The 21535-nt window shown below is 65.4% G+C and carries 19 protein-coding genes; 9 read left to right on the forward strand and 10 right to left on the reverse strand.

Annotated features, from left to right (window positions below; all coding sequences use genetic code 11):
• Positions 1–7: 7 nt before the first annotated feature.
• Together CEY05_RS08570 and CEY05_RS08575 are read right to left on the reverse strand one after the other, a co-directional pair.
• The gene (locus tag CEY05_RS08570) at positions 8–2185 is read right to left on the reverse strand and encodes an acetate--CoA ligase family protein (RefSeq protein ID WP_088598070.1); all 2178 of its coding nucleotides are present in this window, start codon (positions 2183–2185) and stop codon (positions 8–10) included.
• A 101-nt stretch (positions 2186–2286) separates the two neighbouring features.
• Entirely contained in the window at positions 2287–3084 is a 798-nt protein-coding gene (locus tag CEY05_RS08575) for an enoyl-CoA hydratase/isomerase family protein (RefSeq protein WP_088598071.1), read from the reverse strand.
• 271 nt (positions 3085–3355) lie between these two features.
• Here CEY05_RS08575 and CEY05_RS08580 point away from each other — a divergent pair, with 271 nt between their 5' ends.
• Positions 3356–4156 (forward strand): IclR family transcriptional regulator, encoded by an 801-nt coding sequence (locus CEY05_RS08580; protein WP_088598072.1) that lies wholly within the window; start codon positions 3356–3358, stop codon positions 4154–4156.
• Positions 4157–4201: 45 nt separating this feature from the next.
• Here CEY05_RS08580 and CEY05_RS08585 read toward each other — a convergent pair whose 3' ends face one another.
• From CEY05_RS08585 to CEY05_RS08600, 4 genes are all read right to left on the reverse strand, one after another.
• Positions 4202–6679, reverse strand: coding sequence for a TonB-dependent siderophore receptor (locus CEY05_RS08585; protein ID WP_143220327.1), 2478 nt, complete (start codon positions 6677–6679; stop codon positions 4202–4204).
• A gap of 122 nt (positions 6680–6801) precedes the next feature.
• A complete protein-coding gene (locus CEY05_RS08590; RefSeq protein ID WP_088598074.1) occupies positions 6802–7863 on the reverse strand; it encodes a FecR domain-containing protein in 1062 nt (353 codons plus the stop codon).
• On the reverse strand, positions 7860–8465 hold the full coding sequence (locus CEY05_RS08595; RefSeq protein ID WP_158219292.1) for an RNA polymerase sigma factor: 606 nt from the start codon (positions 8463–8465) through the stop codon (positions 7860–7862). The genes CEY05_RS08590 and CEY05_RS08595 overlap by 4 nt, the downstream gene beginning before the upstream one ends.
• A gap of 163 nt (positions 8466–8628) precedes the next feature.
• A complete protein-coding gene (locus CEY05_RS08600; protein WP_088598076.1) occupies positions 8629–9885 on the reverse strand; it encodes a beta-propeller fold lactonase family protein in 1257 nt (418 codons plus the stop codon).
• Between the two features lie 377 nt (positions 9886–10262).
• Between CEY05_RS08600 and CEY05_RS08605 the strand changes: the two genes are divergently transcribed.
• The 8 genes from CEY05_RS08605 to CEY05_RS08640 are packed head-to-tail and all read left to right on the forward strand — an operon-like array spanning position 10263 to position 17833.
• On the forward strand, positions 10263–11120 hold the full coding sequence (locus tag CEY05_RS08605; RefSeq protein ID WP_088598077.1) for an ABC transporter substrate-binding protein: 858 nt from the start codon (positions 10263–10265) through the stop codon (positions 11118–11120).
• Positions 11121–11132: 12 nt separating this feature from the next.
• Positions 11133–12068: an NAD(P)-dependent oxidoreductase gene (locus CEY05_RS08610; RefSeq protein ID WP_088598078.1), complete on the forward strand. Its 936-nt coding sequence runs from the start codon at positions 11133–11135 to the stop codon at positions 12066–12068.
• On the forward strand, positions 12065–13060 hold the full coding sequence (locus CEY05_RS08615; RefSeq protein ID WP_088598079.1) for an ABC transporter substrate-binding protein: 996 nt from the start codon (positions 12065–12067) through the stop codon (positions 13058–13060). The genes CEY05_RS08610 and CEY05_RS08615 overlap by 4 nt, the downstream gene beginning before the upstream one ends.
• A gap of 20 nt (positions 13061–13080) precedes the next feature.
• On the forward strand, positions 13081–13869 hold the full coding sequence (locus tag CEY05_RS08620) for a class II aldolase/adducin family protein (RefSeq protein ID WP_088598080.1): 789 nt from the start codon (positions 13081–13083) through the stop codon (positions 13867–13869).
• Positions 13870–13926: 57 nt separating this feature from the next.
• Positions 13927–14925 carry an ABC transporter substrate-binding protein gene (locus CEY05_RS08625; protein ID WP_088598081.1) on the forward strand — a complete coding sequence of 333 codons (999 nt, stop codon included), beginning with the start codon at positions 13927–13929 and terminating at the stop codon, positions 14923–14925.
• Positions 14922–15698: an ABC transporter permease gene (locus tag CEY05_RS08630; RefSeq protein WP_088598082.1), complete on the forward strand. Its 777-nt coding sequence runs from the start codon at positions 14922–14924 to the stop codon at positions 15696–15698. Before CEY05_RS08625 ends, CEY05_RS08630 begins: the two co-directional genes overlap by 4 nt.
• A 13-nt stretch (positions 15699–15711) precedes the next feature.
• On the forward strand, positions 15712–16518 hold the full coding sequence (locus tag CEY05_RS08635) for an ABC transporter ATP-binding protein (RefSeq protein WP_198952725.1): 807 nt from the start codon (positions 15712–15714) through the stop codon (positions 16516–16518).
• A 1-nt stretch (position 16519) separates the two neighbouring features.
• A complete protein-coding gene (locus tag CEY05_RS08640) occupies positions 16520–17833 on the forward strand; it encodes an LLM class flavin-dependent oxidoreductase (protein ID WP_088598083.1) in 1314 nt (437 codons plus the stop codon).
• A 103-nt stretch (positions 17834–17936) separates the two neighbouring features.
• Here the strand turns inward: CEY05_RS08640 and CEY05_RS08645 are convergent, their stop codons facing one another.
• Genes CEY05_RS08645 through CEY05_RS08660 form a run of 4 tightly spaced genes read right to left on the reverse strand, consistent with a single transcriptional unit; the run spans position 17937 to position 21450 of the window.
• Entirely contained in the window at positions 17937–18689 is a 753-nt protein-coding gene (locus CEY05_RS08645; protein WP_088598084.1) for an ABC transporter ATP-binding protein, read from the reverse strand.
• Positions 18686–19528 carry an ABC transporter permease gene (locus CEY05_RS08650; RefSeq protein ID WP_088598085.1) on the reverse strand — a complete coding sequence of 281 codons (843 nt, stop codon included), beginning with the start codon at positions 19526–19528 and terminating at the stop codon, positions 18686–18688. Before CEY05_RS08650 ends, CEY05_RS08645 begins: the two co-directional genes overlap by 4 nt.
• A complete protein-coding gene (locus tag CEY05_RS08655) occupies positions 19529–20518 on the reverse strand; it encodes an ABC transporter substrate-binding protein (protein WP_088598086.1) in 990 nt (329 codons plus the stop codon).
• Complete coding sequence (locus CEY05_RS08660) at positions 20515–21450, reverse strand: TauD/TfdA family dioxygenase (RefSeq protein WP_088598087.1); 936 nt, start codon at positions 21448–21450, stop codon at positions 20515–20517. Before CEY05_RS08660 ends, CEY05_RS08655 begins: the two co-directional genes overlap by 4 nt.
• Positions 21451–21535: the final 85 nt, after the last annotated feature.

The raw sequence follows: 21535 nt of genomic DNA on the forward strand, positions 1-21535 counted from the left end.
GCTTACCTCACGCCGCGGCAGCGAGGACGACCACGCCATCGGCCGCCCTGACGCCTTGACCTTCGGGCAGCACGAACACCGGATTGATCTCCGCTTCGACCAGGCGGTCACCCAGCTGCGCCGTCATCCGCGAGAACGCCACGATGGCGGAGATCAGCGCGGCCACATCGGCCTTGGGACGGCCGCGGAAGCCATCCAGCAGCGGCCAGGTCTTCAGCTCACGCACCATCTCCAGTGCGTCGTCGCGGCTCAAGCCGCGGCCATCGCCTGGCAGCAGGCGCATCGTGGTGTCCTTGAACAACTCCGCCGTGATGCCGCCCATGCCCAGCAGGATGGCCGTGCCCAACGGATCGCGGTGCATGCCCAGGATCAGCTCCGTGCCGCCAGCCACCATTTCCTGGACCAGGAAGCGCTGCACCATAACGCCGGTCTTGCCGTGCACCGCTTCCTTCATCGCCGTCAGGCGGGCGCCCACCTGCTCGGGCGTCAGGCCGACCGCGACGCCACCTACGTCACTCTTGTGCGTGATCGCGCCGGTGAGGATCTTCAAGACGACACGGCCGCCGCAGGCCTGCGCGGCGCGCTCCGCCTCAGCTGGCGATGCCACCACGGTTTCACCGACGCAGGGCACGCCGAAGCGCGCGAACAGCTGCTTGGCCTGGGCTTCATCCAATGACGCCGAGGATGCGCCGGATGACGGATCCGCCGATGTACCGTGGGGGAGTTCGGCCGACGTTGCGCCCGATGTCGCGTCAGATACGCTGGACAGAAGATCGCTCACGTCCACTGCCGCCACGGCATCCGCACTGGTGGGCGCCTGCCACTGCGCATGGTGCAGCATGCCCCCCAGTGCCACCGTGCAGCTTTCCGCGGCGGCGAAGGCCGGCACGCCCCGCTGTGTCAGCAAAGCGGCGACAGCCGGGGCGTGCGGGCTGACGAAGGCAATCACGGGCTTGTCGCTCTCGGGCAGGCAATCCTGGATAGCGCCGGCCATCAGCTCGGGCATGGCCAGGCTGGAAGAGCCGACGATGATCGCCAACGCGTCGTAACTGGGGCTGGCCAGCAGCGCACGAATGGCGCCGCGCAGCAGATCCGGCTGCAGGCCGGCCAGGGTGACGTCGATGGGATTGCGGTCCAACGCGGCGTGGTCGCCGGTCTGCAGGGCGCGCAGGCGCGCGGCGGTCTCGGCGTCCGGAGGCGGCGTGTCGAAGCCGGACACACCCAGGCTGTCGGACACCAGCGTGCCGGCGCCGCCGGTCGACGTCAGGATGGCGACGCGATTGCCGCGCAGTGCACGGCCGGTGGCCAGCGCCACGGGGATGTCCAGCAGGTCGCCAAAGCTCTGCGCGCGAATCACGCCAACCTGCTTGAACAGGGCGTCGTACATGCTGTCGGCGCCGGCCAGCGCGCCGGTGTGGGACACGGCCGCCTTGGCGCCCGCCTCCGATCGACCGATCTTGAAGGCCACGACCGGCTTGCCGGCACGCGCGGCTTTCAGCGCCGCGGCACGGAATTTTTCGGGATTGCGTACGCTTTCCACGTACAGCGCGATGACCTTGGTGGCCTCATCGTCGACCAGATAGTCGATGAAGTCGGCCAGTTCCAGATCCACTTCGTTGCTGGTGGAGATCAGCTTGGACAGACCTATGCCACGCGCCGCGGCGCGCGACAGCAGCGCGCCCAGGATGCCGCCGCTTTGCGACACCACGCCGATGGATCCGACAGGGAAATGATCCATTTCCAGCGCACCGCTGGCCGACAGCACGATGTTGTCGGTCAGGTTGACCAGGCCGATAGTATTGGGACCGAGCAAGCGCATGGCGCCGGCGGCTTCGATCAGTTCGGCCTGCCTGCGCGCCCCTTCCGCGCCGACTTCGGTGTAGCCGCTGGCCAGCACGATGGCGGCCGCGGTGCCCCGCTGCGCCAGTTCGCGTACGGCGACGTGGGCGCGCTCGGCGCCCAGCAGCACGATGCCGACGTCAGGCACGGAAGGCAGCGAGGCGATGTCGGGATAGCAGCGCAGGCCGTCGATATTGTCGGCGCGGGGATTGACCGGGTAGATGTCACCGGCATAGCCATGCTTGCGCAAATAGGCGACGGGGCGCCCGGCAGTCTTCTTGACATCGGCGGACGCGCCGATCACGGCGACGCTGCGCGGATTGAGAAGGCGGGAAATGGCGTTCATATCATCACTTTTGGTTGTTGCGCGCAGCGCCCGGCCAGCTGGTGCTGCCCGTGGCGCTGCTATCGGCGTTGCTTATCGGCATTACTACGCGCGGCGCGCGTTCAAGCGTTCTTCGCAGCGGCGCTCTTGGCCAGGAAGGCCATCACCGACTCCCGGTGCTCGGTGCTCGTGTAGCAGATGCCTTGCGCCTGGCTGCCTTGCGCGAACACCTGTTCGGCGGACATCTCGAAGCTTTGGTTGAGGATGGTCTTGCCCAGCGCCAATGCCGTCGCCGACCCCTTGCTCAACGCCGCGGCCCAGGCTTGCGCGTCAGCCAGCAGGCTCTCGGCGCTGGCCTGCCGGTCAGCGATGCCCAGGCGCAACGCTTCTTCGGCGTCGACCTTGCGCCCGGTGAAGATCAATTCCTTGGCCTTGGACAGCCCTACCCGGCGCGGCAGGAAATACATGCCGCCGCCGTCCGGTACGATGCCGCGGTTGATGTACGACCAGGTGAAGCTGGCGGCGTCGCTGGCGATGATGAAGTCGCACGCCAGCGCGGTGTCGGCACCCAGGCCGGACGCCGCGCCGTTCACGGCGGCGATGGTGGGCTTGGGCATGGTGTGCAGCAGCGACTGCGTGTAGTGCACGCGTTGCTGCCGATGCCAACCGTTGAAGGCGATTTCACCGACCGGCGCGTTCATGCGCTTCTCCATGCCGGAGACGTCGCCGCCCGCGCAGAAGCCCTTGCCGTTGCCGCTGAGCACCAGCGCGCGGATGGCCTTATCCGCGCTGATGCGTTCCAGTGCCTGGATGAACTCGGTGCGCATGTCATCGCTCATGGCGTTGCGCTTTTCCGGGCGATTGAGCAAAAGCGTGGCGATGCCGTCGGTAACGCTCAGTTCGATCAAGCTCGTGGTCATGTCTCTCGTTTCCTCGATTCGACGTGGTGGGTGCCGGTATCTTTTTCTTGGAGATCGTGGGTGGTTCCCCCACTTTCGGTGCGTGTACCAGTGTAGGTTCCGGCATCGGGTTGCGCAGCCCCCTGATTTCCATCAAATGGAAATGGTGATACGCTAGCGCGGCGCTTGGCCACCCCGGTCCTGGCGCCCGCTTGCGCCGCTTCACGCTTACGCTACTTCCTTACGCCACTTCATTCCGCCGCTTCAACCACCAGGTTGCCTATCTCGCCCCATGTCCTCTTCCCCGCCCAAAAGCCAGCGCCGGCAGCATCACGAAGATCCTCTATTGAACCGTTCGCTGGTGCGCGGCGTGGAGATCCTGCGCGCATTCCGGCCGGGTGCGGACCAATTGGGCAATGGGGAAATCGCGGAACGCACGCAGCTATCGCGCGCCACTGTCAGCCGCCTGACGCAGACGCTGGTTGAATGCGGCCTGCTGGAGCACGACCGGGCCCGGCGCAGCTATCGCCTGGCCACGCCGGTATTGAGCTTCGCGCACGCCATGCGGGCGGGGTCTCCCGTGCTGGGCAGCGTGGCGCCCTTGATGCGCACCCTGGCGGAAAAACTGCGCATCAACGTCGGGCTGGCTACCGCGGACCGCGACGAGATGGTCTATCTGGAGTCGTTTCGCTTCAATCGCAAAGTGGCGCTGCGCAGCGTGGTGGCGGGCCAGCGGGTGCCGATGGAGCTGACCTCGCTGGGCCGCGCGTACCTGGCGGTGGTCGATGCCGCGCAGCGCGGCGAACTGCTGGAACATCTGCGGGAACGGCGGCCCGCCGACTGGCCCCAGTTGCGCGACGCACTGGACGCCGCCAGGCTGAGTGTCGAAACGAGAGGCTACTGTGCCGCGTCATGGCAACCGGAAGTCGTCGCCATTGCGGCGCCGCTGGTCCTGCCGGACCGCCCCATCTATGTGCTGAATGTCAGCGTCCGCACCACCGCGGGCATTGCCGCGACGGAGGCGCAGCTGAGCGGTCCCCTGCTCGCCCTGTGCGAGCAGGCGAAAACCGCCTTGTGGGCGGCCGACGCATAGAATGCCCGGCCACCCCCGTGCCTGTACTTGTACCGGTGCCGGTGGCTACCACTTGTACTTCAGGCCGGCCAGCACCACGCGTCCTGCGCCCCAGGTGCAGAGTCCGCCGGAGCAATAGGACAAGTAATCCCGATCGAACAGATTGCTGGCGGTCAAGGACGCCGTCCAGCCATGCATGCTGTCGAACAAGCGTCCCAGGTCATAGTGCAGGGCCAGGTCCACCAAGGTCACCGAAGGCAGTTTCAGATCGTTGGTGGTGTCGCCCCAGGTATTGCCGATGTAGCGCACGCCGGCACCCACCTGCAGGCCTGCCAGCGGGCTCGACGCTATCGTGTAGTCGGCCCAGAGACTGGCGGCATTGCGCGGAATACCCACGGGCACCCGGTTCAGGTTGCTGCTGTTGCTGCGTGTATTCAGCAAGTCGGTGTAGGTGTACGTGGCGATCAACTGCAGGTTGTTGCTGAGGCTGGCGTGGCCTTCGAGTTCGATGCCGCGCGAACGCACTTCACCGGTCTGGATGCTGAAGGTGGTGTGCTCCGGATCGGTCGTCGTGACGTTCTCCTGCGTCAGGTGAAAGCCCGCCAGGGTGACGAAGCTGTTGTAGCCCGGCGGCTGGTACTTCACACCCACCTCATACTGCTTGCCCTTCGTCGGCTGGAAAGGCGTGCCCGAGTAGTCCGTGCCGATCTGCGGTGCGAAGGACTTCGAATAGCTGGCGTACGGGGCGATGCCATTGTCGAATTTGTAGACGCCACCCAGCCGCCAGGTGAAAGCACGATCCGATTGCTCGGTGGACGCGGTGCCGGCCTTGTAGGGATCGAATTGCTCGTGGGCCCAGTCTTCGCGGACGCCGCCCAGGAAGCTCCAGTTGTCGATATCGATCTGGTCCTGCGCGTATAGGCCGAACTGGCGCAAGGTTTGATCGCCCGCCGTGGCGAACTGGAAATTGGGGTCCGGCACGGTCTGGCCGTAGACGGGATTGTTGGGGTCCAGTGACGGGCCGCCCGCCAGGTTGCCCTTGAAATCGTGGTCGTACTGCGTGTGCTGGTAGTCCGCGCCCAGCGTTACCTGGTGGGTCAGCGGGCCAGTGCCGAAGCGGGCAATCAACTGGTTATCCAGCGCATGGGCGTTGACCTGGCCATTGTTCCAATACGGCGTCCGCAGCAGCGTGCGGCCATCGGAAGACACGCTGGAATAGCTCAGGTAGCGGATGGACTGCTCATTGTGCAGGAATCGATAGTTCTGCTTCACCGACCAGGTGTCGTTGAAGCGGTGCTCGAAGGCATAGCCGATCGATTCCTGGGTCTTGCGGAAACTGTCGAAATCCGGCTCGCCGACGTCCAGGCGGCGCGGCAGCTTGACCACCCCGTCGATGGCGGTGCCCACCGCGGGCACGAAGTTATAGCCGCCGGCCTTGGGGTCCGATTGGTAGTAGGCGTACACCGTCAATTTGGTGTCGCCGTCCGGCCGCCACATGATGGACGGGGCGACGGTGTAGCGTTCCTGCCGGTTGTAATTGGTCTGCGTGCCGGTTTCGAAGCCATCGGCCGTCAGGCGATAGAACAGGGTGCCCTCCTTGTTGAGCGCACCACTGAAATCGCCGAATGCCTCGGCGCGACCGTAGCTGCCCGTCTGGATGCCGATCTCGTGCAAGGGTTCTTCGGTAGGCATCTTGCTTACCAGGTTGACCATGCCGCCTGGCGAACCCTGGCCGTACAGGACAGAGGATGGTCCGTGCAGCACTTCGATCCGTTCCAGCATGTAGGGATTGAAGCTGGTCACGTTATAGCCCGCGGCGGAACCGGGCAGGCGCAGGCCGTTCCAGTATTGCTCGACCTGGAAGCCGCGTGCGTACAGGTATTCCAGCGAGTCGGTATTGGTGCCGCGCTGCTCGGGCGTGACGCCCGACGTGTAGCGCAGGGCTTGCGCCACGCTTTGCACGTTCTGCGCCGTCATCTGGTCGCGCGTCACCACGGAGATGGCCTGCGGGGTCTTGATCAGGGGCGTATCGGATTTCGTGCCTGCGCTGCTGCGTTCGGCGACGTAGCCGATGACCGGGCCGGTGCCGGTCTGGCCGTCGGCCGTGACGCGTACCGTGGGAAGCTGCGTGGCATCCTGTGCGCCGGCCTGGGGACCTTTCAGGGTGTAGGCGCCTGCCTGGCTGGCGATCACCTGGATGCCGGAACCGGACAGCAACTGGTCCAGCGCCTGGCGGGGCGCCATCAGCCCCTGGAGGGCGGGCGCGCGGCGATTGGCGACGGTGGCTTCGTCGAACAATACCTGCTGGTGCGCCTGCGCGGAGAAAGCACGCAGTGCGCTGTACAGGGACTGCGACGGGATGTTGAAGCTGACACGGGCTTCCTGCTGCGCGTGGGCCATGGGCGTGGCGGCAAATGCAAAGGCGGCGGCCAGGGCGAGCGCGGTCGGGCGCGGGCGGCACGTGGCGGGCAAGCACCAGGCAGCCAAGGACAAGGCGGCCAAGGGCGTGCGGCCGCGACGGCGCGGCGGAAGTCCGGATTTCATTACCAAGGTTCTCCTGGGGTACGTCATCGTGCGTGGAATGCACTGCTATCTACGTGAGACGCATTCGCAGAAGAAATGAGAACCCGGCAGCGGAAATTAATTTGTAACTGGGCCGGCAGCAATCAGGGCCGGGATACGGGGTCGATCCGATAACCGCCATCGGCTTCGCGCGCCACGCGCACGGGCAGCAGATCGGGCAGCGATTCCAGGAACGCCTGGGGCTGCGCGGTCGCCGCGAAACCGGATACGGGAAGCGTACGCGTGCGCGCGTCGGTGACGCGAACCGGCCTGTCGAGATACCGCGCCAGATCCGCCGCCACGTCTTCCAGCGGCGTGCGACGGAAAATCAATTGCCCTTCGCGCCAGTCGCCTACCATGTCGGTCGTGACGCCATAGATCGGCGTGCGCGTGCAGTCCTTGCCCACGCTGATGGCCTGGCTGGCCGTCAGCACCGCCGGCGCACCGCAGCGGCTGGCGCCACGGACTTCCACGCGGCCTTCGCGGACCTGGACCGTCGTGCGCGTGGGCAGGCTGCGCACGTCGAAGATCGTGCCGACCACCCTCACCTCGTTTTCGCCCGACGCCACCGTGAAGGGATGCTCCGGCGCATGGGCGACATGGAACCAGGCCTCGCCCTGATGCAACTGGACTTCGCGGCGGCGCGGATAAAGCCTGACGCTCAAGCGGGTATCCATGTTGACGGCGATGCTCGATCCGTCAGGCAGATCCAGGGTACGGGTTTCGCCGTGAGCCGTGGCGACGTCCAGTCTATAGGTTGGAAAATTGTCGTAGGCGAACCAGCCACCCGCGGCCAGGACCACGACACAGGCCATCGCCAGGGAGGCGAACAGGCGCGGTGAACGCATGCCGCGCGGCTGCGGCGATATCCGCTCCGCGTCCATGGTCGCCTGCCGGCCTGCGGCCTGCGCCCGCTGCGCGATCGTCGCTTGTGCCGCGGAATCCAGCGCCAGGAAAGGACGCGCCACGCCGGAAAAATCCAGCCACGTCCGCGACAGCGCATGCAACGCCTCGCCATGGCGAGGATCGGCTTGCAGCCAGGCATCGAACTCGGCCTGGTCGGCATCACCCCAATCCGCGTCCTGCCGGCGCAGGTACCAGTCGGCCGCGGCCTCGTGCAGCGCCAGCGCATCGTCGGCGCGGCTCATATCGTCGGCGCGGCTCATACCGTTTCCTCCGGCTCGCCGTCCGCGGCATTGTCAGCGGCATGACGGTCCGTCATCTGATCGGCGCTGGCGTAGCGCACGCGCACTTCGCAATAAGCGAGTGCGCGGCTCAAGTGCTTGCTTACCATGCGGCGAGAGATACCCATACGATCGGCGACTTCGTCCTGTGTCAGACCATCGAAGCGGTGTAACACAAACGCCTCGCGTTGGCGTTCGGGGAGTTCTTGCAGCGCTTGCGCCAATCGCTGCAGCCGTTCGCGGTGCGCCGTCGTGGCGACGGGACAGTTCGATGGGTCCGCCGGCACGTCTTCGGTATGGGTATCAGGGTCGTCGTAGGAAACCATTTTCACCGGCCCCTGGCGCAACTGCTCCCTGGCGCGGTCACGCAGGAGATTGGCGGCGATCTGGAACAGGTAGGGGCGTTGATTCTGCAGCGCGGTGGACTGCCCCGCGGCGGCGAGCCGGGTGAAGGACTCCTGCAGCGCGTCTTCAGCATCCTGCCTGTCCTTCAGGCGACGCTGCAGAAAACGCAGCAACGGCGCGCGGAAGCTCGCGTACATCTGCGTCAGCCAGGATGGGGATTCGTCGGACGGGGCGCTCAATCGAGACTGTACACAAATGAGAATAGGTCGCAATTCTAACTGAAGCGCATTGCCGAGGAAAGCGTTGCGGGCTGCGCAGGCGACGGCGCGGCCGTCACATGCGACCCAATGCCAGGACCTGGCCCGCCCGGGCGAGCCAGGCGAGCCAGGCGGGCCAGGCGGCTTATGCCCGCACGGCCACCATCCCTGCCCAGAACATCGTGTCCTTGCCGACATCCACGTCGTAGTTGCGGGCCAGCGTCAGCTTGCCGTCATCTCCGATGCGAAATACCGTCAGGCCGGCCTGCACGGGCCGTATACGCTCCCCATCGCGCACATCCAGGGGAATATTGTGCTCGGCCACCAGCAGGCTGCCGGTAGGGTCGATATAGAACGTGCGAGGGTAGATCTTGTTCGTGTCGGCGAACTGGATCACGCGCGGCTCGCCCGTGGCCTGGTCGATGGCGTAGACCGCGATGGAGTTTTCGCCGCCCTTGAACACTTTCCTGCCCTGGTAATCCACGGTGCCATCCGCGCGGTTGGCGACGTAGACGAACTTGCCGTTGGGATGGACGTGGATCGCCCCCGCCAGCTGGCGCGGGTCGAAGTCGCCCCTGTCCTTCAGCGTGTCGACATCGTAGGCTGCCTTGGTTTCCAGCTTGCCTTGCGTCAAGCGGTACATGAACAGACGGCTCTCGCGTTCCAGCGAGACGTAAACCCAGGGCTTGGCCGGGTGGAAGTCCAGATGCCGGGGACCAAAGCCGATGCCGCCGTTCGGTGCCACGGAATACTCATGCGACAGGCGCCCATCGGCATAATCGAAGAACTTCAAGGCGCCGGGATCTTCCGCCTTGGTCGGCGTGGAGTCGTTGCCCCGGGTGACCAGGATGGCATGCCGGTTGTCGTTGGTCACGCGGATCTGATGCGCGTAGACCCCACCGTCCAGTTTGCCCTGCTTCACCTCGCCGCCCAGCGTCATATCCGGCTTGATGCGGAAGATGCGCACGCCGCTGGGCTGGTTGAAAGCGACCAGCAGGTTCTTCGAAGGGATATCCGTGCAGACATTGATGGGCCGGTCAGGCAGGGCCACCGGTGCGCCCATGACCTGCGCCTCTCCGCTCGCATGATCCAGGCGCAGCGCGGTCGCGTGATGAACCCCGGCCTTGCCGGATTGCCCGTTGCTGGAGACGACGTAAAGCGCCCTGCCCGACCGATGCGGCCAGGCGTACTGCACATTGGCCGGCAGCTTGACCGAACCGCGCCGGGTAAGCTCGGCCGTATTCAGGTTCACGTCGTAATGCCAGAGTTCGGGCCCGACATTGGCATACAAGGCCAATCGATAGGGTGCGGGTTTGAGTGTGGGTGCGTCCGCGGCGAAAACCATCTTCGGCGCCACGGTTGCGCCCGCCATCAAGGTCAACATCGAACGACGATTCAGCATGTCTCCTCCAATGTGCTTCTATGGATATTCTTGTTGTCACGGCCGCGGCAATAGCGCGAGGGCCTGAGGCTTTTTACCACCGACAGAAACAACGGAAAAGCCGTTTTGGTGCACCCATTCCCGCAGTTCAACCATCACCATCACCCGCACTTGATTTCTGCCCGGATTTTCCTCGGCGACTTGAAGGACAGGACACCGAACCCGGTGAGCGGACTTCTCATCGAACTGGAGCCGTTGCCGATAAAACCCTGACCGGGAGTGCACCTTATTAAGTCATGAGCAAAAGGTATTGGCTCCCTGCGCGCCGGCAATCCTAGTATGCGCAATCGACAGCCGGCTAACTAATAATCGTTAGCCCACGAACCACCGAGGCCATCATGACTCTCCTGCACACGCTGCGCATCGCTCCCAACGTTCCGGTCTTCGACCTACCCATCACCGTCGCCCTGGAGCACGGCCTGTTCGAAAAGCGTGGGCTGGACGTCCAGTTCGTCGACAAGCACGACCCGGTAACGTCCAGCAAGGACGCCTTCCAGCGGCAGAAGGAATCGCTCTACGAATGCGGCAAGGCCGATGCCTACAACCTGTGCGAATGGGCCGGACTGGACCGCTCGGACCGCAGCGGACGGGGCAGCCGGGTCTTCGCCCTGCGTCCGGCCGTCGTAGCCCAGGTGATCCTGTCCTTCGACCCCGCGATCCAGGAACTGCGCGACCTGGCAGGCGTTCCCATCGGCATCAATGAATTCACCGGTTCGCACTACACCGCCCTGCAGTTCCTCGACGGCGCCCTGCCGCGCGACCAGGTCGTGCTGGAGCACGTGGGTGAGCCCTATGTCCGCTACGAGCAGCTCAAGGCCGGCACGCTGCGCGCGGCCTCGCTGATGGAACCCTACGTGAGCCTGGCGCTGAAGGAAGGCGCGCACATCATAGGCGTGAATTTCTATCGGGGCGCCGAAGTGATCTCGCCGGATCTGCCACAGGACCTGCGCGACGCCTACCTTGCCGCCGTCAACGAGGCCACCGAGATCATCGAGGCCGATCGCGACCGCTACAAGCACCACCTGATCACCGCGCCGATACGCGGCCGCATCGAACCGCAAGAGATCGGCAACCACTTCTTCCGCTACGCGCACAGCCGCCCCATGGACGAAGGCCGCTTCGCGTACACCGCGGAGTGGATGGGCACCTGGAACCTGGATCTGCAAAGCGCCCAGTACGAACAACTCGTCCTTTAGTCTTTCCTGAAAATGCAGATCGCAAGTCAACTGGAGCCGTTCTTCAACACGGCTCTGGAGGAAGCGTTCGGCCTGGCGGTTTTGCCGGTGCCGCGCGGTGTCCCGCAAAACCTGCCTGAAGATGTAGTGGCGCTGGTCGCCGCGCCCATGGATACCGCCGCGCCCCGCCCGGCAGGCTGGCCGTTCGGCCTGCAGTGGATCCAGCTGGTGACCTCCGGTACCGACAAGCATCCCGCGTGGCTGCTGGACAGCGTCCCGACGGCCACCGCGCGGGGTGTCGCCGCGCAGCAGATCGCCGAATACGCCCTGGCCGCCATGCTTTATCAGGCCAAGCGGCTGGACACGCTATGGATACGCGGCCCGCAGGACTGGAACGCCGGTCCCTTGGACAGCATCGCGGGCAGTACCGTGGGCGTGGTCGGCCTGGGCGCCATCGGCAGCGCGCTGGCGCGCAAGCTGCTGGCCCTGGACGCCAAGGTGCTCGCCTTGCGCGACCGGCCTGTCCCCACGCCGATCGAGGGAGTCGAGATCCTGCACGACATCGCTGCCCTGCTTGCGCGCTGCGATCACGTCGTGCTGGCGGCCCCCGCCACACCGCGCACGCGGCACCTGCTCAATCGAACGGCGCTGGCCTCGGCCAAACCCGGCTTGCACATTGTCAACGTCGCGCGGGGTGAACTGATCGATGACGACGCTTTGCTGTGGGCGCTCGCCTCCGGCAGCGTCGGCGCGGCCACCCTGGACGCCACTGTCCCCGAGCCGCTGCCCGCCGGCCATCCCTTCTACACCCACCCACGCGTACGCCTCAGCCCGCACACCGCCGCCATCGGCCGTCTGTCCCGCTACGCGCTGGCACAGAAAACCGCGCAAAACCACCAGCGCTGGATCGAGGGACGGCCCCTGCTGGACCTGCTTCCCGCTGCCGATCCCACGCAATCCCTGACATGACCCATCTGCCCGCTCGCCGCCAACTGCTCAAAGGAGCCGCCCTCATCGGCGCGGCCGCCGTCATGCCACGCCTGGCCTCGGCCCAGACGCAATCCCCACTACGCATCGTCCAGCCCGCGCCTGGCACCGCCGGTTCCGTATGGCGTCCCATGTTGGACCGTCTGCATCTACCCCAGTCGAAGCTGCCGCCCTTGCAATGGACGGTTTCCGATCCCGGCAAGATGCAGGTGCAACTGATCGCCGGCTCGCTCGATGTCGGGTTCTTCGGTCCCATCGGCCTGGCGGCATTGCGTGCGCGCGGCCATGACATCGTCCTTTTCGGACCTGGCACCATCAATCATTCGGTGTGGCTGGTCAAGCATGACAGCCCCTTTCGGCAACCCGCCGATCTCAAAGGCCGCAAGATCGCGACGCAGCCCGAAACCGCCGAAACATATCAACAGGCGCGAACTGCCGCGGCGCTGGCCGGCCTGGACTTGAAGCGAGACTTCCAGGTAGTGCAGGGTTCGTCGCTGGCGAACGTAGCGCTATTCGAACGCGGCGACGTGGATGCAGTGATCGTGCTGGAGCCAACCGCCACACGCCTGGTGGCCCAAGGCGCACGGCAGATCGGCCGCGTGAGCGACATGTGGCGCAACGCAAGCGGCGACGCCACCGATCCCTTCCTGGTCGGCCTGGCCGCGCAACGAAGCTGGGTGGACGCGAACCGTGCGGTTGCCACGCAACTGGCGCAGGCCTTCGCCCAGGCCAACGCGCAAATCGCCACGCATCCCGAAGTGCTACGCGAGATCCACGACGAGATCGGCATCAAGGCCCAGGAAAAGCAGGCCCTCGACCTGGCGCCCACGCGTATGCGAAGCATCTATTCGACCCTGTGGAACGCTGCCGTCTGGCGCGGCATGGACAAGCAGATAGAAACCGCGATCGCGGTCGGCATTCTCGACAAGCAAACCGCCGGCACGCCCGTCTATGACGGCGTCGTCCTGGCATGAAGCAGGAGCCTGTACACACCATGAGCACACAAGCCATCGCCTTTCCCGATCCTCGCGAAGTTCGCGCAACCGTGGGCGAAGCGGAATGGGCCGTCCGCGAAGAACTGGCAGCTGCCTACCGGCTGGCTGCCCGCTTCGGCTGGACCGACCATATCTTCACCCACTTCTCCGCCCGCATTCCCGGCGTGCACGACTACTTCCTGATCAATTCCTACGGCCTGACCTTCCACGAGGTCAGCGCTTCCAACCTGGTGCGCATAGACATCGGCGGCGAGGTGCTCTATGACCCGCTCGGCCGCGGCCACAACCTGGCCGGCTACGTCATCCACGGCGCCATCCACAGCGCCCGTCCGGACCTGACCTGCATCCTGCACACGCATACGACGGCGGGCGTGGCGGTCTCCGCGCAGGAAAACGGCCTGCTGACCTATCTGTCGCAGCATGCCGCCCGCTTTCATGGGCATGTGGCCTATCACGACTATGAAGGCTTCGCCTTCAACCGCGAGGAGCAGGCCCGCCTGATACGCGACATCGGCGCGCACCGCATTCTGATCTTGCGCAATCATGGCTTGCTGACGGCAGGCGGCAGCATCGGCGAAGCCTTCCACCACCTGTACTTCCTCGAACGCGCCTGTGGCATCCAGATCGCCGCGCAGGCCGGCGGCAATGCCTTGCGCCAGCCGGCGGATGCCGTCGTCGCGGAAGCCGCGACGGTGTATTGGCGCGGGGTCGGCGGCACCTATACGGACCGCACCTGGCAAGCCTTCCGGCGCGAGCTGGAACGCAACGACGACACGTTCAATCTCTGAAGCGCAGCGGCCACGCCTACGCCTGCCCGCCCAGCAATACCGAAGAAGGAATACATCATGGTTTCCCCGCTACGCCGCGCCCTGCTGAAGGCCGCCGTGCTGGCCACGGCCGGCGGCACCCTGGCCGTGCGCGACCGCGACGGTCTGGCCGCCGCGCTCACCAAGGTCACCCTGCTGGCCGGCAACAAAGGCAGCACCTCGGCCCTGTATCCCCTGCTGCTGAAGTCCAAGGACATCGACACGTCCGGACTGGACATCGAATACATCGGCAGCGCACCCGGACAGATGCAGTTGCAGCTGTTGTCCGGCGCCCTGAATTTCAGCGGGTATGGCGCGCTCGGCGTCGTCGAGGCCAACCAGAAAGGCGCCGACTTCAAGCTGGTGGCGCCATTCGACCTGAATCATTCCAGCTGGATCGTACGCGCGGACAGTCCGTACAAGACCATCCACGACCTCAAGGGCAAGCGGGTCGCCACGCTGCCGATCAACACGGACACGGTGCGGCAGGCCGAGCTCACCGCTGCCTTGCATGGGCTGAACCTGAAGCAGGACTTCCAGATGAGCTATGGGCCGGCGCTGGTCAGCCTGGCGCTGTTCGAGCGTGGGGACGCCGATGCCATCATCGCCATCGAGCCCAACTCCACACGTCTCGTCGCCAAGGGCGCCCGCGAGATCGCCAAGGTCGGCGACTTGTGGCGCGAAGCCACGGGTGACCAGTCCCTGTTCCTGGTGGGCTGGGCTTCCAGCGACGCCTGGCTCAAGCGCAATCCCGCCGCCGCGAAGACCATCGCCAAGGCCTATTACGGCATCAATCGCCTGATCGTGCAGAACCCGGCCCTCGTCGCCGAACCGGCCTTCCTGGACGCGCTGGGCGTGCCCGCAACCGAAACGCGGGCGATCGAGTTGCTGCCGCAACGTATCTCCGCCATCACCTCGGTGGAATGGGACGACAGCGTGGCGCGTAATATCGACAAGCAACTGGACCTGGCCGTCAAGCATGGCCTGCTGGCTTCCCGTCCCGCCGCCGGCATCTTCAGCCGGGAGTACCTGGCATGACACGCGCGCTGGCGCCCGCCCTGCCGCGCGCGGGCTATGCATTGGCGGCAGTCGCCAGCCTGCTGTGCGCCTGGCAAGCCATGGCCGCCGTGGCGCATAGCCCTTTGGTGCCCGGCCTGCCCGACATCTGGCACGAAGTCGTGAGGATCGTCGGCAGTGGCCAGTTGTCGAAGAACCTGCTGGCCACCCTGGGGCGCGTGGCGTCCGGTTTTGTCCTGGCCTTCCTTACGGCATTCGCTCTGGCTTTGGGCATGGGCCGGCGCCGCGGGCTGGCCGCGTTCTTCGAACCGCTGCTGATCGTCGGACTGACCGTGCCCGGCCTGGTGTGGGCCATCCTGTGCATCATCTGGTTCGGCATCAGCCTGGTAGGGTCGGCCATCGCGGTCGCCATCTCCATCGCGCCGGCGATATCGCTGAACCTGATCCAGGGTGTGCGGTCCATCAACGCCGAACTGCTGGAGGTCGCGGCCATGCTGCGCCTGCCCTTGTCCGTGCGCTTGCGGCAGCTTTGGCTGCCCGGGCTGCTGCCCGTCGTCTTCAGCGGCGCCAGGCTGGCCTTGTCGCTGGCCTGGAAAGTCATCGTCCTGGTCGAGATGTTCGGACTGTCCATTGGCGTCGGCTTCCAGTTGAACAGTGAGTTCGGCGCGCAGAACGTCGCCGGGGTACTGGCGTGGACGCTCTGTTTCGCCGTGGTCATGGCCATCCTCGAATACGGTTTGCTGGCGCCGCTGGAAGCGCACCTGCTGCGTTGGCGCCGGGTCGCGGCCGTTTGATTGGGAGAATGATTTGACCACTGCACCCGCCGTCGCCCTGCGCGGCGTATCCAAACGCTATGCCGGTGCCATGCAGGACGTGCTATCCGGCCTCGACCTCCAGGTTCGGCCCGGAGAATTCGTCACGCTGATCGGCCCCAGCGGCTGCGGCAAATCGACCTTGCTGCGGCTGATCGCCGGCCTGGAGCCCGGCTACGGCGGCATCATGGAAATCGACGGCCAGACCGTCGATGGCCCGCAGGCCGCCTGCGGCATGCTGTTCCAGGAACATCGCCTGTTTCCCTGGTTGACGGTGGAGCAGAACGTGGCCCTGGGCGCCGTCAATGAAGCGCTTGACGCCGCGACGCTGACGGCCCTGGTGCGACGCCAACTCGCGCGCGTGAACCTGCCGGATGTCGCGGGCACGTTTCCAGCGCAGCTGTCCGGCGGCATGGCGCAGCGCGTCGCCATCGCGCGGCTGCTGATGGGTTCGCGCAGCCTGCTCTTGCTGGATGAGCCTTTCAGCGCCCTGGATGCCTTCACCCGCCTCAAGTTGCAGAATGAGATGCAGACCCTGTGGCAGACCACGGGCGCCACCATGATCCTGGTGACCCACGATATCGAGGAAGCGGCTTACCTGTCCGACCGTATCGTCGTCATGGCGGCACATCCCGGCCGCATTCAACGCATCGTCGACAACCCGCTGCCGCGCCCCCGCAACCGCGTCGATCCGGCGTTCGCGCGACTGAAAGCGACGCTGTTCGACCTGCTGGATCTGAGCCCGGATCCCGTGCCCAGCGGCGCAAGCGGCGCCGCTGTCAAGAAACTCGTGGAAGCTTGAAATGCCCCGCAATCAGCAAATCAAACTCGGCCTGTTCGTCTTGCACGCCGGCTATCATCAGGGTGGCTGGCGCCTGCCGCAGGCGCGCTCGGGCGGCGAGGACATCGGCCTGATGCGCGATATCGCGCAAAGCGCCGAAGCCGGAAAGTTCGACTTCATCTTCTTCCCCGACGTTCCCGGCAGCGATGCCACGTCCACGCCTTCGGTGGTCAGCCGCTTCGAACCCCTGACGCTGCTCAGCGCCCTGTCCGCCGTCACGCGGCATATCGGCCTGGCCGCCACGGCTTCCACGACTTATCACGAGCCCATGAACCTGGCGCGAATGTTTGCGTCGCTGGATCACTTGAGCGGCGGCCGTGCAGCATGGAATGTGGTCACCACGCTCAGCAAGGAGGCCGCTGGAAACTTCGGTGCACAGGCCCAGGTGCCGCACGCGCAGCGTTATGAGCGGGCCACCGAGTTCGTCCAGGTCGTCCGGGGACTCTGGGACAGCTGGGATGAAGGAGCCTTCCTCCGCGACAAGGACAGCGGGGTCTACTTCGACCCCTCGAAGATGCACAGGCTGGATCATCATGGCGCGCATTTTTCAGTGCGTGGTCCCTTGAACCTGGATCGCCCGCCGCAGGGCTATCCCGTCACCATCGTCGCCGGCGCTTCCGGCCCGGGCCTGGACCTGGCGGCCAGGTACGCCGACATCTCCTTCGGCGCCCAATACGACCTGGCGACCGCGCGTACCCATTACGCCGAGGTCAAGAACCGCGTCCGGGCCCTGGGCAGAAATCCAGACCACGTGCTGGTGATGCCTGGCGTGGTTCCCATCGTCGCCGCCACCGAACAGCAGGCCAAGGAGAAGTTCGACGCCTTGCAGCGCTACGTCTCGATCGAGGAAGCCATTCCCCTGCTGTCGTTCTTCATCGGCCACGACATATCCGGCCTGCCCCTGGATCAGGCACTGCCCGCCACCCTGGGCGAGAGCGAGGCGATGAAAAGCCGCACGACGCTGCTGCTCGACCTGGCGCATCGGAACAGGATGACCCTGCGCGAACTCGCCCGGAGCGTGGCGGCGGCGCGTGGCCACCTGTTGCTGGTGGGCACGCCGGCACGCATCGCCGACACCTTGCAACAATGGTTCGAGTCGCGGGCAGCGGATGGCTTCAACATCCTGCCGCCCTACTTTCCCGGCGGCCTGGATGACTTCATCGAGGGCGTGCTTCCCGAACTGCGCGCCCGCGGCCTGTTCCGCATGGAATATGAGGGCGCGACGCTGCGGGAGAACCTGGGCCTGCCCGTTCCCGCCAGCCAGTATGCGCCCTGATGGAATGGAACAAGACCCGGGATAAGACCGGGGATAAGACCCGCCGATAAACCCGTGGCCGATAAACGACGCGGCCGGATGAAGCTGTCATCCGGCCGCTGTTTCACCCCTGCAAAGCCTGCATCACCTGCCTGTGCACTTCGAACAGAGCTGGATCATCCGGGTCTCGTGGCCGTGGCACGTCGACATCGATGATGCGGACGATCTCGGCGGGCGACCCGCCCATCACCGCGATGCGGTCGGCCAGGAAGGCGGCCTCCAGCATATTGTGCGTCACCAGCACGCCCGTGGGACGCGGGCCCTCGCCGGACAACCACATGGCCTGCAGCAACTGCCGCAGCCGCCGCGCGGTGAGTTCGTCCAGCGCGCTGAACGGTTCATCCAGCAGCAGTACGTCGGGCTGCACGGCAAAGGCACGCGCGATGGAAACCCGCTGGCGCTGCCCGCCGGACAGGAACTGGGGATAGGCCTGGGCGTGTTCGGGCAGCTCGACCCGTTGCAGCAACTGCCGCACGGTACGCGCCACGTCTTCCTTGCCCTTGTTTTTACCCGCCAGCACGATGCCGATATTCTCGGCCACGCTCAGCCAGTCCAGCAATCGGGGCTGCTGGAACACGACGCCCAGGTTGATGCCCTGGAACGGCCGGTCGAAACGCACGTCGCCTTGGGTAGGCAGATCCAGCCCCGCGATCAGGTTCAGCAGGGTGGACTTGCCGCAACCCGAAGGGCCCACCAGCGCCAGCAGTTCTCCAGCACGGATGTCGAGATCCAGCTTGGTAAGGACGGTGCGTTCGGCGGCACTGCCCAGGGGTGGATAGCGCTTGGTGATGCCGCGCAGTTGAATGTTGCTGCTCATCTACCGCTCCCCCGCTTCCAACGATTGGCATGGACCTCCAAGGGCCGGAAGATGCCATGCTCGATCGCCAGCATGGCGATCCAGAACGCCAAGGTCCACGCAATGACGCCTTCGACATCCTGCGTGCTGAACTTGGAGTTCAGCTGATAGCCCACGCCATCGGACATGCCGAATATCTCCACCAGCACGATCACCTTCCACGCGATGGAGAAACCGATGCGGCAGCCCGACACGATGAAGCTGTAAAGCAGCGGCAGCCACACCTTGCGCAACACCAGCGCCGGCGGCAGGCGGAATACGCGCACCATTTCCACCCGCTCATGCTCCAGCGAGCGCACACCTTGGTGCACTGAAATCACCATGGCAGGCAACACGCCCAGGGCCACCGCCACCACTGGCGACGCCAGCGATACGCCGAACCAGATCACGCACAACAGAGCCCACACCAAACCCGGCACGGTCAGCCCCAGGATCACGCCCGGTTCAAAGAATCGCTCCGCTGTGCGCGACACCGCCGTCAGGATACCCACCGGCAAGGCAAACAACAGCGCCAGCAGGAAGCCCAGCGACATGCGCAGGAACGTCACGCCGATTTCGCTGAAGGCAAAACCGCTGCGCACGATTTCCACCAGCTCGCGCAGGATGGCGCCGCAGCCGGGCACCAGGGGTGAGTGCAGCCATACGGCCATGGCTTCCCAGGTGGCGGTCAGCAGCAGGAAAAAGACCACGGGTGGCCAGGCCCGGACCAGGAAGGCGCGCAAGCGCCACGATACGGCGGCGCGGGTCGATGCCCCGCGGGTGCCTTGGCCGCCTTGCAGAATCGCGTCGTCGGAGCTCATTCAAGCCTTCACATAAAGTTTGCGCGACGGCGCGGCATCCAGCAGGCCCAGCTTCACGGCGACTTCGATCTGCTTGTCTATGGTCGCGAAAACGCTGGCGTCCCATTTGGTGGCGTAGGTGGGCGCCAGGCGCTGCGGCAGCAGGTCTATGGCCTTGGTCTCGTCCGCCTTCAGGCCCAGTTCGGCGGCGATGGGCTTGAGACTGTCGGGATGCCGGGCGATGGTGGTGCCGATACGTTCGAACAAGGTCGCCAGCTTGGCCGCGGTCGCCTGGTTCTGCTCATACCAGGTCTTGCTGGCGGCCAGGCCGACCAGGAAAGGATCGTCGGCCTGCCCTGTCGCTTCCTTCCAGATATCGGCAACGCGGGCGATTTCCCGGGCACCGCGCCCCACCAGGCGCGTCGCCGTGGGCTCCAGCGTGATGATGCCATCGACGTCGCCGCGCTCGAACAGCGCCAGGTTGGCGGTCGGCGAGCCAAAGATCACCTTGACGTCTTTTTTCAGGTCCAGGCCGGTCAGCGACGCGGCGATGCGCGCCTGCTGATAAGTCTCGCTGGTCTCGGCCGTGGTGGCGATACGCTTGCCGACCAGGTCCTTGGGCGATTTGTAGGGGCTGTCGCCCCGCACGATCCAACGGCCATGGTTGTTCAGCGCCGGGCCGAACAGGACGATATCGCTGCCGCGATTGGCCAGCGTGGCCAGGCCCACCGACCCGAAGACGCCCACGTCCAGGGAGCCGGCGCTCAACTGCACCTGCATCTTGCCGGGGTCCGCGGTCACCCAGTCCAGGGCGATACCCAGGTCCTGGTCCAGCTTGTACTTTTCCACCAGCGGACGCCAGGCCGAACCCGCGCTACCGGCCGACGGCAAGGTGATGCGCACCTTCTTCTTGTCCTGCGCCTCGGCGGCATAGGCGGCGTTCAGGGCGCCAGGCAACAGGCCCAGCGCTACCGCCGCACCCGACGTCTGGAGAAAATCTCTGCGGTTCATTGCGTTGCTCCTTCCTTCGGCAACACCAGCGCGCGGTGCATGACGCGGCGCTGCGAACCGAAGTCCGGCACGCCACGATGCTGCACGGTGCGGTTGTCCCAGATCAGGGCGGTACCGCTTTCCCAACGATGGCGCGTCTGTACTTCCGGCGCGCTGAGCGCATCGAACAGGATGTCCAGCAGGGCCTGGCTGGTGCGCCGGCTGACGCCCAGGATGCGCTGCGTATACAGCTCATTCACGAAGATCTGCTTGCGCCCGGTCTCCGGATGCGTACGGATCAGCGGCACTTCGATGGGCGGATACTTGCGCCGTTGCTCGGCCCGCGCTTCCAGGTCGTGATAGGCCAGCGTCAGATAGCCCATGGTGTCGGCGTCGTGGACGGCGGACAAGGTCTCCAGATAGGCCACCAGCAGCGGATCGAGCAGATCGTAGGCAGCGGTCGCATTGGCGAACAGCGTGTCGCCGCCCAGCGCCGGCATGGTCTCGCCCAGCAAGGCGGTGTACGGCGGCGAGGTCGGCTGGAACACCTGGTCCATGTGCCAGATGTAGTTCATGCGCGTTTTCTTGGTCGACGCATCGATGGTGTTCAACTGGCCGCTCTTGCCCGTTTCCGGTGTATACGGGGTGTTCATCAGCTTGGCCTTGCCGAACAGCGAGACCAGTTGCTCGAAGTGCTCGACCCCGACCGTACCCGGCTCGAAGCTGAGGAAACCGTAGCGCAGCAGCGCGTCGTACAACAGCTTGCGCACGCCGGCATCGACCGCGCCGGTGCCGTCGATGCGCAGTCCGCTGACGCGCGCGCCTACCGTGGGCGAATAGGGGGTGACGGTCACGCCGGCGTTTTCAGCGGGGCTGGCGAGATAGCGGGTCATATCCAGAATCTTCGGCTGGATCCGGTCGAGTCTGTCGTTGTCGACGACGATGCCGTACATGATGTCTTGCGTCCTGTTGGGTTCTGGTTTTTTGCAGATGTGGGTTGGCGTTTCCGGCGGGGTGTCCTGGCCGGACGTGGCCTTG

This window comes from Achromobacter sp. HZ34, from assembly GCF_002209485.1.
Lineage (GTDB): Bacteria > Pseudomonadota > Gammaproteobacteria > Burkholderiales > Burkholderiaceae_B > Bordetella_C.